The following is a 16,975-nucleotide window of genomic DNA, read 5'->3' on the forward strand; positions in this document are numbered from 1 at the left end:
GATGACCGACATCTTCGCAACTCGCAACTCGTAGATTTGCCGGAGCCGACATGCCAATCGAAGTGCAGGGTATGCGCACTACGCCTTTGACCAACGAATCGCAACCGGCGCTGAACCCGGCCGATTTGGCCGCCTGCGCGTATGACGACTGGACCGCGCAGGCTGCCACGATGTCGGCCGCTTCGGGTCTGCCGCACGCGGCGCAAGCGGTCTATTGTCTGCTCAATCTCCCGATACGCTGGGGACCGACGGCGGCGAGCGTGGTGCTGGACATGCTGGAGGTGGGCGTGCAGTCCGGGAGCGCCGATAGCGCCGACGGCACTGACACGTTCGACGTGCTCGACACGCCAACAGGTGAACTCGTCGCGCGTCTGCTGTCGCGGGCTGGCTACCCGCTGCCCGGCAAGTCGCACGACAGCGCGTTGTCGCTGTGCTGCGCGCAGGCACGTTTCGGCGTCCAAATCGGGGGCAGCCCGTGCTGGGCCTCGGACGAGGCGCCATTCGGCGGGTTTTATCACGCCATGTTCGCCGCGTTGAAGCACTGCGACCCCGCGTGCATTACCGACCGGGAAGTCGAGCATATGCAGGCGCTGTTGCCCGCATTGGTACTTCGATGTCCCGAGGCGGCGCAGCGCGCATGGGCACGGGTCACGGCCGACGGTCAGCAGCAGCGATCGGGGCACGACTCGATGGGCGACCAAATTCGTGACCAAATTCGCGACCAAATGCGCAAGCAAATGCACGAGCAAACGAACGGCGGGGCGCCCGGGCTGTGCAGCGCGCCCGCCTGGGAGGGTGCGCTCTCGCGAACTTGCGCGCTGCTCGCAACGGGCGGCGGGTTGGCATACGCAGGTGCGGCCATATCGCCGTTGATGGGCGCGGTCGCAGGCGCGGTGTTCGAGGCCGCCGCGTTGTCCTTCGGCGTGGCGTCGCTCAGACGTTGCGCGCCGGACGGCGAAGCGCGAGCACGATACGCTCAGGCGCTGACGCTAATGCTGCCGGAGCTGTGCCCGTCGCAGATTCGACAGGTGATGGCGCGACTCGATGGGGCAGAGTGTCGGCTCAACATTTTCCACGTCGTCGGGTCGCTGCGTTACGCCTTGAGGGACGCATTGTCGTATGCATCGACTTATGCACCGCCATATGCACGACCTTTTGTACGACCTTATGTACGACCTTATGCACGACCTCATGCACGGCCTTATGCGCCAAACCATGCCCGCCCGCAGTCGGCCCATGAGCGGGTGATCGCCCAATGGGGCGTAACCGATGTCGAGCGGGTCGCCGAGGACATCGCGCGCGCGCGGCGGCCGTTGGCGCAACATCGGATCGCGCAAATTCTGGAGCCGCTGCTCACGCTGGCCGACCAGTACGGCATGCTGGCGCCGTGGGGTGGGGCAGGCGAAGTGCGCGAAGCCCATGCGATTCGATACATTCGATACGCACGCGCGTGGCATGCGCAGATGCCGATGCACTCACCGCGCCGGCTGACGCAATCGCGGCATGACGCGGGTACGGCATCGGCTGACGTCAAACGTGGCCTGCGTCACGCCAACGCCCCGGGCGGTGTGCCTGGTGCGCGGCCAACGAGCGGAGTAGCGCCTGCACCTGCACCGTCGCCATCGAGCGTTGCGTTGAAAGACGTATTGTGCGATGCCGGACTGCAGACGGCCGCATGGTCGTTGGGCGCCTATCTGCGGGGGCGGCGCCGCAACGTCATCCCGTCAGCAGGACTGGTGACATTGACCTCGATGGGACTGGCCTACTGGCGCCGCGAAACGGGAGCCGGGCCATCCGGCGTTGCAGCGCATTCGGTCACTTCAGTCAATCCAGTCGATTCAGTTGAAGCGATGCGGCTCGCCTCGTCGCTTACATCCACGCAGGCGCCCGTCAATGCCAGCCATCGACTCGCCGGCCCGGCGGGGGGCGCACCGGTCGGCCCTGTCGACTTGCGCGACAAATTGAGCCTCGAACAGTTACTGACGTTGCATGCCTGGATGGGATGGCAAATCGACGAGGGCAGTTTTGCCGAGCTCAGCACGCGTGCGAAAGACTACAGCATCGACACGGTCATGCGCGTGTTTCACGATTACGTGCTCGCGCACGGCGGCCCGACAAGTGTGGTGTCATGGAATGCGCCGGTCAACGTGACGTACCGGGAGGTCGGGCATCTGTATCAGGCGCATGGATTCGGCACGGGCATTCAGTTGAAGGCGACATTTCCGTTGTGGCAGGTCGCCCTGGGTCACCACTATCTTCATGAATCGCTGAGGCTCGGCGGGTCGACGGCCGTCGCGAGTGTTCGCACCGCAGACGAAGCGGTCCAACCATTCTTGCAGGTCGTGAACGACGACAGGTTTCGTCAGGCGTTGCTTGCGCACGATGTGCAGAGCATCGACGCATTGGGACGAAACCGCCAGGCGGGCATTGCGTTTTCCACCTACGTCAGAACCAGTGTGTCGAAAGCCGTCCTGGACGCCCTGGCCGCGGGCGTGACACTGTCGGCGGGAGACGCTTCCGGCGCGTCGAACCCGACGCGCAACACGCTCGAGCGCATTCAGGGACTTCGCCTGGAACTGGTGACCTACAGGGGCGAGGTCGTCGCCGGACTGGTCGCGTTGCGCGATCCGGCGCTCGACAGGGCGTTGGTGATTTCGATCAAGCGAGGCACCTGGCGGCAATGGAACCGGCACGAGGAGGTCACGCCGGCGTTCCGGGAATTCGTGCTGGATCACCTGCCGATTCGAAGCGTGCTTAGGGTCAAGGGACTGTTTCGGTGGAACAGCGTGCAGTTTCGCTTCGCGCCGACGCACAGGGCTGACGATGGCAAGTCGACGGGCGGCGTCCACGGTATGCGTCCTGCCAAATCGCTGATGTCGTATGCGAACGCCGGCAGTCTTGGCAAACCCTATCGTCCCGAGCTGGCGTTTCGTTCCGACGATCGTATCTGTCCCGCGTTGTGGGACGCCGAGCTCAAGACAATGCGAAACAACCTGGACGTGCAGATCGTGACCGCCGATGTGCGCGGTACCCGCGACTGGCATCAACTGACCGTGTCCATGCTACAGGGGGCGATGGTGATGTTCCCGATACTCGCAGGCGCTTTCCCGCTGTCGATACTGGATACGGGCGCGTTCTTCAGGGTCGGTGCGACCGCGCTGGCGATCGGGCAGATCTCCGCGCTGTCGCGAAGCGAGACGACTGCCACGTTGCGCGAACTGCGGCGCATGCACGACGGCATCAAGCAGATGGCGGCCGTCATGCTGGTGAATCAGGTCGGGGGAGGTGGAGAGCCGTTGAAGAAAATACTGCGGGCGCTCTTGAGTGGAGGCGTCGTTGCGGCAGGCCAGTTGCTCAAGAACGTTCGCCCTTTGATCGGCGCGACGCCGACCCATATGCTCGTTCGGCTCGTGTTCTCCGAAAAAGCGCGAGGCCTCACGGCGTTATCGTCGGCCAACGCGACGAAGGAGGCGCCGTGGCGCACGATCGCGCGATTGAGACAGGAGGACATCGCTGCGGGCACACCCACGCGGCAAGGGGGGCGCGACGACGCGAAAAACGATGTGGAGGGCGTTGTGGAGCGGGATGTGAAGCGCGATGTGAAGGCATTCCTCGGGCAGGCGAAGGTGGGCGTGCAGACGCTGGATGAACTGACGCATCTTCCCCCCGGCTACGTCATTGCCTTTGTCCATCGCGTACGTGCGGGATCCGGCGCGCGCGGGCGCACCGTCAAGTCCGGGATGTTCTTTGCAGGTGTGACCTGCGGGCGTGGTGCCGTCGTTGGCCGAAGTATCGAACCGGAGATCGTATTGCTCGGTACCGAAGGGTATGAACTGCTCGATTTCGTGGGGGACCACGCGAACCTGTTCGAGTTCAGGCAGGACGGGATCGTCGTGTGCGAAGACGTGGAGTTCGAGATATTCGTCGAGGCATCGGTGCGAGAACTGATCCCGGCGCTTCCCGAAACGCTGTTGCTTCCCCAGTTGCGGGGATTGGGGAGCGTGCCCGACGGTGCTGGCGCAGGCGTATCGGACGTGCGTGTCGACGCGTTGCCCAACGAGGCACAGGCGAACACGTGGTACGACGCCCGCACGCAGGCCGAACGCGACTGGCAGGCGGTGACTTTACGGTGGCGATGGTTGCGATGGGGCGATTCTCCGTCGGCACTTGATGACCCGCCGTCAGGCGGCCCGATGGCGGCTGCGCTGCTCGGCGGCGCGCCCGCGCTGTCAAAAGCCAACGGCACGGATGCTGCCACGCAAACGCCGACCCTCATGCGGACATCCGCCCCAGCACCTGAGTCCACGACAACCACGCCGGCGTCCGTCGGGTCGACGACGGACATCACCTCAACGCTCGCCACCCGGACGTTCGCCACTTCTACGCCCACCACCTCGGGCATTCGCCAGCCCGGCAGAGTGATCGAGACCCTCTGGGACAGACCGGCGTTCCGCACGGCGCTTCACGACACGATTGCAACGCTCGAGACCGGTCTGTGGCTTTGGCATATGCGCCGGCTCGACGACGCATCGGGCATGCTGCTGGCGTCCCGGCTGGCGGGAAAGATCGATCCGCGCGCGGTCGAAACCTATGGCGTCACGCTCGCCGGTGTCGTCGCGCTCACGGACGATCTGAACACGGTCGTCGTGTCGCTGCGCACCGGACAAGTCCTGCATTGGCCCAAGACACCCAAAGCCCCCGAGCTCAAAGCGATGCGTCGTTTCCTTCTCGGCCACTTGCATCAGGGGGATGCCAATGATCTCGGCGCTCTGCTCACGGGTAAGGTGCTGCCGGTCGATCCGTCGATTCAACTCTTCAAGTCTCGCCGATTCAGGGGCGACTGGCGAGTCGCGCTCGAGAACGACCTGCGCGACTGGATCGCAGACGAGGTGACGTGCCTGACCGGTTCACGCCGCAAAGCGGGCGTGCTTCGGTGCGAGCGACCGGATCGTGAAGCGGATGACCTGATGTATCTCCTCGGGCGCGCCGCCCGCGCGTTACGCGGCGAGACCGAGCTGGAAATGATGCGGGACCTGCGCGACGTGCTGGGTGCCGGCGGCAGCCAGGCAGTGGCGGCGGTGACCGCAAATATTCGACAAGATGCGGGTGGTAACGGGGACAGGCCGTCGCTCATGTTCGCGCATTATCTGGGCGCGACGTTGCAGGAATATGCGCGCGACAACTTCGAATTCACGGTCGGGCAATCGCCCCCCGAGCAGGCCAGATCCATTGCCGAACGCTGGTGCAGCTACGCCAGATTTCGATTCATGTCGCACGTGACGCATGGCGACATTGCCAGCCTCGTCAGGTCCGGCTTGACGATCCCGGCGTTCGGCGGCGCGCTGCGACGATTCGGCGCCTATCAGGATTTCGGCGACTTCGGCGTCATGCAGTCGATGGTGCGTCAGCGCATCGGTTACAAGGGGGGACGTTTCGGCCCGATACAGATGGGGGTGTCGCTCGTGGAGATCGTCAACCGCTTCTCCATCGCAACGATTCCACCGGGCTATCAGGTCCTGGTGATGAGCGCACAGCGCAGCTCGGTGTCACCCCGAATCTATGGCGAACTGACGACGCTCGGCAATGGCGTGGCGGCAGGTTGGCTTTCGCTCAATTCGACGCTGGACGACCCCTGGAACATGCAGTACTTGCGCGTCGAACTGGCGCGCGACGACGATTCACGTCTGATCTTCGACAACGGCTTCCGGCTGCGCGACAAGACGTTGGTGCGCGTCTGGGTCGACGAAAACACGCCAGGCCTATTGTCCGGAAAGCCCGCACCTTCGCAACAGACGCCTGCGTTCGCGAACACGGCGCTGCTTCAGTCGTTGAAAGACAATGCGCGTGTCAATCGGGCGATCCAGGGGAATTTCGAGGCGGACCCGCAGGACACGGCGTTCATCGGCGAAGAGGTGACGTCCGAAATGCTCACGATCTTGCAGACGCACAACGTCACCGGTATCCGGTATCGGCTGATCGCGGCGTGGGACGCGCCATGGCAACGCAAACCTCGCCTGTCGTTTGCACTGACCGGCATGTTCGCCGGCGCGGCGCCCGGCAATCTGGTGATACGGCATGTCGACGACGTGAACACGGTCTCGCCCGAACGGCATCCGGTCGTCGTCGACATGTTTGCATCGCGCGTGCTGGGACATGGGCATGGCGTATCGTCGCTCGGTTATGTGGCGGGCGAGTCCGATTGGCGGGCGGCGTACACGCGGCACGGCGGCAACCGCTGCATCAAGTACTGGGATTTCGACGATTGCGCGACGTTGGTCGAAGCGGGAATGCGGTGCCAACGCTCCCCCGGCGTGCTTGCCTATGGCGATCACCCGAAGGCGTATGTGCTCGTCGTGCCGGACTGGCATGACATACCGCAACCGGGCTGGCATCCGAACCGTGAATAAGCGGCGCGACGTCGGGACCCGAGCGCGCCTGCGGCGAGGGCTGGCGCGATAGGGAAGTTAGGGAAGTTACACGGATGCGCGCCTCGATCGGCTCGGCGGCAACGCGTCGAACTTGTGCCAGACACGCCGCAGATGGCGGCTCGACCCGAATCCGGCGCGTTGCGCAATGTGTTCGAGATCGAGCTGACTGTTGCCGAGCATTTCGCGTGCGAGCGCAATGCGCAGCCGATGCAGGTAGTCGACTGGCGCGACGCCGGCGTGTTCGCGAAACAGTCGTGTCACGTGACGCTCGCTGGTGCAGGCGATCTCCGCCATCGCGGCGAGCGTCCAGTCATGGGCCGGGTCCGAGGCGATGGCATCCTGCACCCGGTGCAGGGCGGGGTGCAGATGATTGCGGCCTTCGACCCAGGGGGATAACTGCGGGTCCGCGCCGGCGCGGCGGGCGTAGACCACCATCTGTCGGGCGACCGCTGCCGCGCACAGCGCGCTGGTGGCGTTGGCGATGAGCGTGAGCATCAGGTCGAGTCCGGTGGTCACGCCGGCACTCGTCCAGACGTTGCCGTCGCGCACGTAGAGCCGGTTGTCCGCCACGCGCGCACCGGGCGCGAGCGCACGAAGCTCGTCGCAACTGCCGTGATGGGTGGTGCACGCCAGCGTGTCGAGCAACCCCGCACGTGCGGCGAGTAGGGCACCGGTGCAGATGCATGCCAGTTGTTGCGTCGGGCGCACGACGCGACGCAGCCACGCGATGGCGCGTTCGTCGGCGTCTGCGATGGCCTCCCGGTCATCGCCCTGCGCATCGGTCGACGGCTCGGTCGCGGCCGATGGCTGCATCGGCAATGGTTGCGACACGGTGCCGGACACAACCAGCCAGGCGTCGTCCGGCACCGTGTCGGGCAGTACGTCGAGTGGCGAGAGGCGCAGGCCGATCGAGGTGGCGACCGAGGGCTGCGTGCCGACATAGCGCAGCACGAACCGCACGCCGTCCTGCTGATGGTTTGCGATGCGCAGGGCTTCGGCCGGCGCAGCCACATCGAGTAGCAGCGTATTCGGCATGACCAGCAGATAGACCGGTTGAAGACGTGGCATCGCAAGTGTCGCTATGGTGTGGGTCGGCAGATCCGGACATATCCGGACATATTCGTCACGCGCTTGGGCGAAGACGGATCGTCGCGGCTGACGACACGTTACACCGAGGCGAGCGCCTCCTCAACCGTCACGATTCGGGCGAAGCGGTCGACGAGCACCGTCTCCGTGCGCTCCTTCAACTCGGCGCTCGAGAACTCGCGTCCGGTGCGCGGATGGCGCATGGGAAACGTGAGCGTCGCTTCCGTCACGAAATCGACCTGGTAACCGGCATCGGAGGCGGCGCGCGTCGTCGTCTCGCAGCACTGCTCGGTGCGAACGCCGGAGACGATCAGACGCGTGATCCCGTGTTCGACGAGCCATGCGCCGAGGGTCGAGCCGGCCAGCGCACTGTGCTTGGTCTTGTCCACGACGAAGTCCGCCGAGATGTGCAGTTCTTCGAAAGGACGAACGAAGCCGGAGTCGCGCGAAAAGACACCGGCGTCGATGTGAAAGACTTGCACCACGGGCACGCCGCGCGCTACGGCCCCGTCGATGAGCGCCTGCTGACGGTCAAAGTACACGGCCAGATCGTCCTCGCGCCAATACGGACGTTGGCGGAACGACTCCTGAGCATCGATGACGAGCAGGGCGGTGCGGGAGGTTTGGGCTTGCGACGAGTTCTGTGACATGAGAGCGGCTCCGTGAAGTCAGTGACGATGGTGTCATCTTACGTACCGGAGCTTGCGTCCGACAGCACACCGGACGACCAGAATCGGACCGATTCGGACATCTTTCGATGGCGACGTGCCGCAACGGCTCAGATACTCGCGCGCGCCCCTGCACCGGTCGCGTTGGCGCGCTGATACAGCGCGGCAGCGAGCGCGACGTCCTGCGCGCCCATGCCGAGCGATTTGAACAGCGTGACGGCTTCCGTACCGGTGCGCCCCGGGTGCGACTGAATGACCAGTTCGCCGAGTTCCGCCAGCAGATCTTCCGGGCCGATACGGCCTTCTGCCGCAGCAGCAAGGTAGTCGCCCGATTCGTTGACCGTCGATTCCCGGCGGTCCACGAACAATTGCGCGCGCGCCATGAGCATCGTGTCCGCCTCACGGTGGCGCGGCGTGCTGCTGCCGATCAGATTCACATGCGTGCCCGGTGCGATCCACTCCGCCTTGAGGATCGGGTCCGTCGTGTTCGTGACCGTCGTCACGATGTCGGCATCGCGCACGGCAGCCTCGACGCTTGCGACCGCTTCCAGTGGGAAGGGGTAATGCGGCTGTTCCTTGTCGACAAACGCCTGTGCCGTGGCGAGGGACCGGCTGGCAATGCGCACATGCTGCAACTCACGCGCCGCGGCCAGCGCGGCGAGGTGCCAATGGGCCTGATGGCCCGCGCCGACGAGCGCCAGGCGCGAGGCGTCGTCCCGCGCGAGCAGGCGCGTTGCCAACCCGGTGACGGCGGCGGTACGAATGCCGGTAATCTCCGCGGCGTTCATGACGGCAAGCAGTTCGCCGGTCTCCCCGCTCATCAGCAGCACGCATCCCTGATGCGGGTCTTTGCCTAGCGCACTGTTGCCGGGGAAGAACGTGCCGACCTTCGCGCCATAGACCGGCTTGCCGTCCATCGCGTTGGCGAGAAAAGCCGGCATCATGCCCAGCAGTCCCTTTGCACCGAGCGCTTCCGGCGGACGAACGATCTGACGCAGCGGAAGGTGAATCTGCTCGCGGGCAAGCGCGCCGAACATGTCGGACACGACCGGTATCGCGTCGGCCACGGGCATCAGGGCCGCGATCTGGGCCGCGTCGAGCAGGAGAACGGAAGACGAGGGTGCGGACATACGGGATCCTTGTGAGCGTGTCGTGCGAAGGCGCTCGCGTGTGTGTGCGTCTGTAGCGCGTCGCCAAACGAAGACGCGACCGTCGGGTCGCGTCAGCAAGTGTTGTCGCTATGCGCCATGTGCGCCGCGGGCGGCAGGCGTCAGCCGTTCGCCTCGGCAGCGAGCGCGGCCTCGATGTGACGATTGAACGTGGCCGTGTCGGTGTTCGTCCCGCACAGCAATACGCCCACTCGCTTGCCCATGAGCTTCTCGCGCAGCGGGCCCATGAGCGCTGCCGTGGCGGCCGCGCAGGCCGGCTCGACCGCAAGCTTCAACTGACGGAAGAGGGTGAGCATGCCCGCGCGCATCTGATCGTCGGTGACGGTGACCAACTCGTCGATATGACGTCGGCACAGCGTGTAGCCGTACAACTCGGTGTGCGGCGCCATCAGACTGTCGGCGATGCCCGTCATCGGGCCCATCTTGACCGGTCCCCCTTGCGCGAAGCTTTGCGCCATGGCGTCGGCGCCGGCGGGCTCGACGCCATACACCCTGACTTGCGGCGCAAACAGCTTGATGGCCGTGGCGACACCGGCGATCAGACCGCCGCCGCCGATCGGCACGATCACGGCGTCCAGATCAGGCGCCTGCGTGATCCATTCGTAGCCGAGCGTGGCCGTGCCCAGAATCGTGCGATACCCATTGAACGGATGCACGAAGTAGCGACCTTCCTCCTGTTCCACGCGTTTGACGATATCGAACGCTTCATGCACGTTTTCCGCCAGAATCAGGTCCGCGCCGTACTCGCGACACAGCGACGAGCGCGCCGGGCTGGCGGTCTTGAGCATGACGGTCTTCGCGCCGACACCCATCGCCTGGGCCGCGTAGGCGACGGCGACGGCGTGATTGCCGGCCGACACGCACGTCACGCCGGCTTTGCGTTGCGCGTCGTTCAGCGACAGCAAATTTGAGAAGGCGCCGCGTGCCTTGAACGTGCCCGATGCCTGCAACAACTCATACTTGAAGGTTACTTCGGTGTTGCCGAGCGTCGGGAAGTCGTTGCGCGTGAACACCGGCGTCTTGCGCGCGTACGGCTTGAGCGTCTCATGCAACGCGGCAATGGCTTCCTTCGTCGGAACGGGTTGGCCGTCAATGGTCTCGGCGTGCAGGTCGGGGGTCGATGGCGTCACTTGGACTATGTCTCCGAAAATAATGAGGCGCGTAATGATGCGCGAGGGGGCGCAGCGGGCGCATGGCGCGCCACCCCCCTTGTCGCCAGACTTAGCGCATGCCCAGCTTGCGGCTGCGCAGCAGGGCGGTGATGCTGATGATCGCCGCGAAGATCAGGTAGAAGCTCGGGGCGAGCTTGTTGCCCGTCGCGCCGATCAGCCACGTGATGATAAACGGTGCGAAGCCGCCGAACACGGTCGCCGCAATGTTGTAGCCGAGCGAGAGGCCCGTGGTGCGCACCTGCACCGGGAACAGTTCGGTCAGCAGCGCGGGCAGGGCGCCGAAGTACGTCGTCATCAGCAGGCCCAGCACGATCTGGAACACCATCAGCGAGCTGAACGTCGGGTTCGCGTCGAGGAAGCGGAACATCGGGTAGACGAGCACCAGCAGCGCCACGGCAGCCGCGAGCATCGGCTTAATGCGACCGTGCGTGTCCGACCAGTGGCCGACGATGGGGGCGACGATCAGTTGCACCACGCCCGTGAGCAGCACGGCGGAGAATGCGGCGGAGGACGGCAGGCCGAGTTGCTTGACGGCATACGTCGGCATGTAGAGCACGAGATACGTGGCCACGGTTGCCATGACGACCACGCCGATGGCGAGCAGCAGACGCTCCTTCTGGCTGGCGAACGTATCGCGCAGCGGGCTCTGCGTCGGCTCGATGTCCAGGAATTCGGGTGTCTCATCCAGACGACGGCGAATGTAGTACGCCACCGGACCGATCAGCAGGCCGAAAAAGAACGGCACACGCCAGCCCCAGGAGGCCATGGCTTCGGGCGAGAGATTGCCCGTGAGCAACGCGCCGAATCCTGCGGCAAGCAGCGTCGTCAGACCCTGTGAAGCCACCTGCCAGCTGGAGAAGAAGCCGCGACGTTGCGGTGCATGTTCGGCGAGGAATGCCGTAGCACTGCCGAATTCACCACCGGCCGAGAAACCTTGCACCATGCGGGCGATCACGATGCCCACCGGGGCGAGCACGCCGATCGCCGAGTACGTCGGCATGACCGCGATGAGCAGCGTGCCGACCATCATCAGCAGAATCGAAAGGGTGAGGGCAGCCTTGCGGCCTGCACGGTCGGCGTAGGCGCCGATCACGATGGCGCCCAGCGGGCGCATGAAGAACGACACCCCGAAGGTGCCGAGGGTCAGCAGCAGCGAGACCGTATCGTTGCCGGTCGGGAAAAACAGTTTGGCGATGGTCACGGCGAAAAAGCCGTAGACGACCAGATCGAACCACTCGAGTGCGTTACCGATCGAGGCCGATACGATCACACGCCAGGCGTGCGGGGAAGTGCGGGCGGCCGGGGCCGTCGCGTTGGGGGCTGCGCTTGCGCTCATGGGCGAGATCTCCAAAACCTGTCTGGCGTACGTGCTTGTTATCTTGCGGATGAATGTCCTGTGCGCCCTTGTCGTGGGCGTCTGGTACTGCGTCGTGCTCGAACCTGCCAAGGCAACGGGCCGCATCCGGCAAGCGGAATACGGCCCGGTGAGACGTGAATGTTCGCGCGACCCGAGGCGTCCCAGAACGCTCCCGGCCGCACGACACGATCAGGCGCCGACGGTGTTGCTGCGAATCAGTTTGTGCAGGAACGACTCGCACTGCGCGATCTGTTCGAGCGACACGAACTCGTTGGGTTTGTGGGCCTGTTCGATATTGCCCGGACCGCACACGATCGACGGCACGCCAGCCAGTTGGAACTGACCGGCTTCGGTGCCGTAGGCGACCTTGCGCTTGTCGGTGTCCTTGGTCAACGCGCGCACGAGCTGGGTGATGGCGTCCTGCTCGGAGGCATCCAGCGCCGGGGCGGCGGCGATCTTCTTGAACTCGATACCGGCGTTCGGGTGCTCCTTCTGCATCTTCGGCACCAGCTCGTTCACGGCATATTCCTGAATGCGCTGGAAGATGCCTTCGGCATCCACGCCCGGCAGGTTGCGATATTCGAAGACGAATTCGCACAGCGCCGGAATGGTGTTCAGGGCGATGCCGCCCGAGATCGTGCCCGTCTGCGCGGTGGTGAACGGCACGTCGAACAACTCGTCGAACGGGCCGTTTTGCTTGAAGTGATCGGCCAGATCGCGGATATAGCAGATCAGGCGTGCGGCGTATTCGATCGCGTTCGAGCCCTTGGGCGTGAGCGAGGAGTGCGCCGCATGGCCGCGCACGCAGCACTGGTAGGCGTTGATGCCCTTGTGAGCCACGATCACGCGCATGCTCGTCGGCTCGCCCACGATGCAGCCGTCCGGACGGATGCCGCGCTCACGCAGTTCGGCGAGCATGACGGGCGCGCCAACGCAGCCGATTTCTTCGTCATACGAAAACGCGAAATGGAACGGCGTCTTGAGCTTGGCGTCGCGCATTGCCGGCAGCATCGTCATGACCGAGCCGATGAAGCCCTTCATGTCGCAGGTGCCGCGGCCATACAGGTTGCCGTCGCGAACGACCGGCTTGAACGGATCGGTGTCCCACGGCTGGCCGTCGACGGGCACGACATCGGTGTGACCCGAGAGGACGATGCCACCTTGCGTGTTGCCGTCGGCCGCAGGCAGGGTCACGAACAGATTGGCCTTGCGCTGGGTGGCGTCATACGACAGCCATGGCGCCACACCTGCCGCTTTGAGGCTGTCGCGTACGGTCTCGATCAGGCCGAGATTCGATTCACGGCTCGTGGTGTCGATGCTGACCAGCTTCTTGATCCAGTCGAGCGATGCCGGCTCGGCCTCGTGGTTGGCCTGCGGGGCGATAGCTTGGGAAGCGCTTGTCATTCGAATCTCCGGGAATCTTCCAGTCATACGTCTATTACGTATTGCTACTGGGAAATGTTACTCAAAAATAATTTAGAGGTAAAAGGTTGTGTGAACAACCATTCTTGCCTCACGGGAAAAGGCACGCCGGGCGCGGGTTTGCCCGGACGTGCGCGAAAGGGAATGGGCGTCAATTGCTGCGCTGCACACGACTTTATGCCGGTTTCGTTTTCGTGGACCGTTCAGGCAGCCTTCGCGCCGGGCGACCCCAGGGCGCGCAACGTCTCCTTGATGGCGCGCACGCGATCGGTCAGTTGCGCGTGCTTGGCTTCGATGCGCAGTTTGTCCTGCCCGGCGAGCTTGATATGGCGATGCTTCTGCACGAGTTCGATGATGCGCATCGGGTCGACGGCGGGTGTCGGCTCGAACTGCAACGCCACGGCGTCTTCGCTGGCGTCGATCTTGATGATACCCAGCGGTTTGGCCAGCAGCCGCAGGCGGTGCGTCTCGATGAGCGCTTGAGCTTGCTGCGGCAATTTGCCGAAGCGGTCCACGAGTTCTTCCTGAATCGTGTCGATGGCGTCCGTGTGTGTGCCGTTGGCCAGACGTTTATATAGCGAGAGACGCTCCTGCACGTCACCGCAGTAATCGCTCGGCAGGATCGCAGGGACGTGCAGATTGATTTCCGTCGTCGCGGCCAGCGGCGCGGTGAGGTCGGGTTCCCGACCGGCTTTGAGCGCGCTCACGGCATCGGCCAGCATGTCCGTGTAGAGCTGGAAGCCGATTTCGTGGATCTCGCCCGATTGCTTGTCGCCCAGCACTTCACCGGCACCGCGAATTTCCAGATCGTGCATCGCCAGGTAGAAGCCGGCGCCCAGTTCTTCCATTTGCTGAATGGCTTCGAGGCGTCGCTGCGCCTGCTTGGTGAGCGATTTCGGATCGTGCACCAGCAGATAGGCATAGGCCTGGTGGTGCGAGCGGCCTACGCGTCCGCGCAACTGGTGCAACTGGGCAAGACCGAACTTGTCCGCGCGATGCATCAGGATCGTGTTGGCCGTCGGCACGTCGATCCCCGTCTCGATGATGGTCGTACACAGCAGCACGTTCGCGCGCTGGGTGACGAAGTCGCGCATTACGCGCTCTAGGTCGCGTTCGTGCATCTGACCGTGCGCGACCACGATGCGCGCTTCCGGCACGAGCGCTTCGAGCTGCGCCTTGCGGTTCTCGATCGTCTCGACTTCGTTGTGCAGGAAGTACACCTGCCCGCCGCGCTTGAGCTCGCGCAGCATCGCTTCGCGGATCACGCCGTCTTCCTCGCGGCGTACGAACGTCTTGATGGCCAGACGCTTCTGCGGTGCGGTGGCAATGACGGAGAAGTCGCGCAGGCCTTCGAGCGCCATGCCCAGCGTGCGCGGAATCGGCGTGGCGGTGAGCGTGAGCATGTCGACTTCGGCGCGCAGCGCCTTGAGCGCCTCTTTCTGACGCACACCGAAGCGATGTTCTTCATCGATGATCACGAGGCCGAGCCGCTGGAACTGGATGTCGTTCGAGAGCAGCTTGTGCGTGCCGATCACAATGTCGACCTGACCTTCGTTGATGGCCTTGACGCTCGCGTTCACTTCCTTGGCGGTCTTGAAGCGCGAGAGTTCGGCAATGCGCACGGGCCAGTCGGCAAAACGGTCGGAGAAGGTCTGTGCGTGCTGCTCGGCGAGCAGGGTCGTCGGCGCGAGAATGGCGACCTGCTTGCCGTCGAGCACGGCGATGAAGGCGGCGCGCAACGCCACTTCCGTCTTGCCGAAACCGACGTCGCCACAGACCAGACGGTCCATGGGGCGGCCGCTCGTCATATCGCTCATGACCGCGGCGATGGCAGCGGCCTGGTCCGGCGTTTCCTCGAAACCGAAGCTGTCTGCGAACTTCTCGTAGTCGCGCGGCGAGAGCTCGAACGCGTAGCCCGATCGTGCAGCGCGGCGCGCATAAAGATTGAGCAACTCGGCGGCCGTGTCGCGAATCTGCTGTGCGGCCTTGCGTTTGGCCTTCTCCCACTGGCCGGAGCCCAGCGAGTGCAGCGGTGCGGAGTCGGGGTCCGAGCCGCTGTAGCGCGAGATCAGATGCAATTGCGAGACCGGCACATACAGCTTGCTGTCGCCCGAATATTCGAGGTGCAGGAATTCGGTTTCGCCTTCGCCCAGATCCATGCTGACGAGCCCGTGATAACGGCCGATCCCATGCTGGCTGTGCACGACCGGGTCGCCGATCTTCAGTTCGGCGAGATCGCGCACCATCGAGTCGACGGAGGTCGCCTGTTCCTGGCGACGCTTGCCCGCGCGACGCGCCAGGCCTTCGTACAGCTCGTTCTCGGTAACGAACGCGAGGTCTTCCGTCGGCAGCAGGAACCCTGCCGCCAGCGGGGCGACGCCGATGCAAAAGCGCTTGTCGGACGTCAGGAAATCTTCCAGCGATTCGACGCTCGCGGGCCGCAGATCATTGTCGTGCAGCAGTTGCAGCAGCGTCTCGCGACGGCCCGCCGAGTCGGCACACAGCAGGACTCGGGCGGGCGTGCGGGCCAGATACGCGCGCAGCGCGGCGAGCGGATCGTCGGCACGACGGTTGATCGCGAGCGGCGGCAGGGCAATCGCCCAACTGCCGTCCCCCGGCGTGGGCAGCGTCAGACGCGCGAACGGTTTGGCGAGCGTGAAGAAATCCTGATCGAGCAGGAACAGTTGCTCCGGCGGCAACACCGGGCGCTCCCGATCGTGCGAGAGGAAGTTGTATCGCTGGCGCGTGTCGTTCCAGAAGCGCCCGATAGCCGCGTCGAGATCGCCGACGAACACGAGTTGCGCGTCTGCGGGCAAGTAGTGGAAGAGCGTGGCGGTCTCTTCGAAGAACAGGGGCAGGTAATACTCGATGCCCGCCGAGGGCACGCCGCTGCCAATGTCCTTATAGATCGGACTCCGGCTCGGATCGCCTTCGAAGACTTCGCGCCAGCGACCGCGGAAGGCCGTGCGGGCAGGTTCGTCGAACGGGAATTCGCGGCCCGGCAGCAGACGCACTTCCTTGACCGGATACAGACTGCGCTGGGTATCGGGGTCGAACGCGCGAATGCTGTCGATCGTGTCATCGAACAGATCCAGGCGATAGGGCAGGGCCGAGCCCATCGGGTAGAGGTCGATCAGCCCGCCGCGCACGCAATACTCGCCCGGGCGCATCACCTGACTGACATGCTCGTAGCCGGCGAGCGTCAATTGCGACTTCAGACGCGCTTCGTCGAGCCGTTCTCCTTGCGTGAAGAAAAACGTATAGGCCGCCATGAAGCTCGCCGGCGCCATGCGATAGAGCGCGGTGGTAGCGGGCACCAGCACGATGTCGCATCGTTTCTCGCCGAGATCGTGCAGCGTGGCGAGACGCTCGGAGACCAGATCCTGGTGCGGCGAGAAGGTGTCGTAAGGGAGCGTTTCCCAGTCGGGGAGCAAACGCACACGCAATTCGGGCGCGCACCACTTGAGTTCCTGCTGCAGACGCAGCGCGTCGGTGGCCTGCGCGCACACGACGGCGAGCAGCGGCACGCGCTCGCGATTTTCCTCGAAGTAGCGGGCGATGAGCAGGGCGTCGCTTGATGCGTGCGAGCCGGCAAAAGCGTAACGCTGTCCCGCTTTCACGAGCGGCACAGGCACGGTACTACGGGATAAGGCGTTGGCGGAGGGCATAGGAA

Annotated in this window: 8 protein-coding genes; 1 reads left to right on the forward strand and 7 read right to left on the reverse strand. The window is 64.5% G+C overall.

Translation table 11 applies throughout. The features are described from left to right. Positions 1-50 precede the first annotated feature (50 nt). Positions 51-6,407, forward strand: coding sequence for a hypothetical protein (locus PCA31118_RS02390; protein ID WP_150622603.1), 6,357 nt, complete (start codon positions 51-53; stop codon positions 6,405-6,407). A 66-nt stretch (positions 6,408-6,473) separates the two neighbouring features. Here PCA31118_RS02390 and PCA31118_RS02395 read toward each other — a convergent pair whose 3' ends face one another. From PCA31118_RS02395 to mfd, 7 genes are all read right to left on the reverse strand, one after another. Then, positions 6,474-7,496, reverse strand: coding sequence for a GlxA family transcriptional regulator (locus PCA31118_RS02395; protein ID WP_150622605.1), 1,023 nt, complete (start codon positions 7,494-7,496; stop codon positions 6,474-6,476). 98 nt (positions 7,497-7,594) lie between these two features. Further along, positions 7,595-8,164, reverse strand: a complete 570-nt coding sequence (locus PCA31118_RS02400; protein WP_150622607.1) for a cysteine hydrolase family protein — start codon at positions 8,162-8,164, stop codon at positions 7,595-7,597. A gap of 128 nt (positions 8,165-8,292) precedes the next feature. Beyond that, positions 8,293-9,312, reverse strand: coding sequence for an ornithine cyclodeaminase family protein (locus tag PCA31118_RS02405; protein ID WP_150622609.1), 1,020 nt, complete (start codon positions 9,310-9,312; stop codon positions 8,293-8,295). A 140-nt stretch (positions 9,313-9,452) separates the two neighbouring features. Further along, the gene (locus PCA31118_RS02410; RefSeq protein WP_150622611.1) at positions 9,453-10,481 is read right to left on the reverse strand and encodes a threonine/serine dehydratase family protein; all 1,029 of its coding nucleotides are present in this window, start codon (positions 10,479-10,481) and stop codon (positions 9,453-9,455) included. Positions 10,482-10,572: 91 nt separating this feature from the next. After that, on the reverse strand, positions 10,573-11,859 hold the full coding sequence (locus PCA31118_RS02415) for an MFS transporter (protein ID WP_044456064.1): 1,287 nt from the start codon (positions 11,857-11,859) through the stop codon (positions 10,573-10,575). A 210-nt stretch (positions 11,860-12,069) separates the two neighbouring features. Then, positions 12,070-13,284 carry an acetylornithine deacetylase gene (argE, locus tag PCA31118_RS02420; RefSeq protein ID WP_150622613.1) on the reverse strand — a complete coding sequence of 405 codons (1,215 nt, stop codon included), beginning with the start codon at positions 13,282-13,284 and terminating at the stop codon, positions 12,070-12,072. Between the two features lie 221 nt (positions 13,285-13,505). Beyond that, positions 13,506-16,970: a transcription-repair coupling factor gene (mfd, locus tag PCA31118_RS02425; protein WP_150622615.1), complete on the reverse strand. Its 3,465-nt coding sequence runs from the start codon at positions 16,968-16,970 to the stop codon at positions 13,506-13,508. Between the last annotated feature and the right edge of the window lie 5 nt (positions 16,971-16,975).

It is taken from the genome of Pandoraea captiosa (genome assembly GCF_902459775.1).
GTDB classification, from domain to species: domain Bacteria; phylum Pseudomonadota; class Gammaproteobacteria; order Burkholderiales; family Burkholderiaceae; genus Pandoraea; species Pandoraea captiosa.

Bases quoted from the DNA above. Each gene is read 5' to 3' on its own strand.
- PCA31118_RS02390 (WP_150622603.1), top strand. From the start codon at position 51: ATGCCAATCGAAGTGCAGGGTATGCGCACTACGCCTTTGACCAACGAA.
- PCA31118_RS02395 (WP_150622605.1), bottom strand. From the start codon at position 7,496: ATGCCACGTCTTCAACCGGTCTATCTGCTGGTCATGCCGAATACGCTG.
- PCA31118_RS02400 (WP_150622607.1), bottom strand. From the start codon at position 8,164: ATGTCACAGAACTCGTCGCAAGCCCAAACCTCCCGCACCGCCCTGCTC.
- PCA31118_RS02405 (WP_150622609.1), bottom strand. From the start codon at position 9,312: ATGTCCGCACCCTCGTCTTCCGTTCTCCTGCTCGACGCGGCCCAGATC.
- PCA31118_RS02415 (WP_044456064.1), bottom strand. From the start codon at position 11,859: ATGAGCGCAAGCGCAGCCCCCAACGCGACGGCCCCGGCCGCCCGCACT.
- argE (WP_150622613.1), bottom strand. From the start codon at position 13,284: ATGACAAGCGCTTCCCAAGCTATCGCCCCGCAGGCCAACCACGAGGCC.
- mfd (WP_150622615.1), bottom strand. From the start codon at position 16,970: ATGCCCTCCGCCAACGCCTTATCCCGTAGTACCGTGCCTGTGCCGCTC.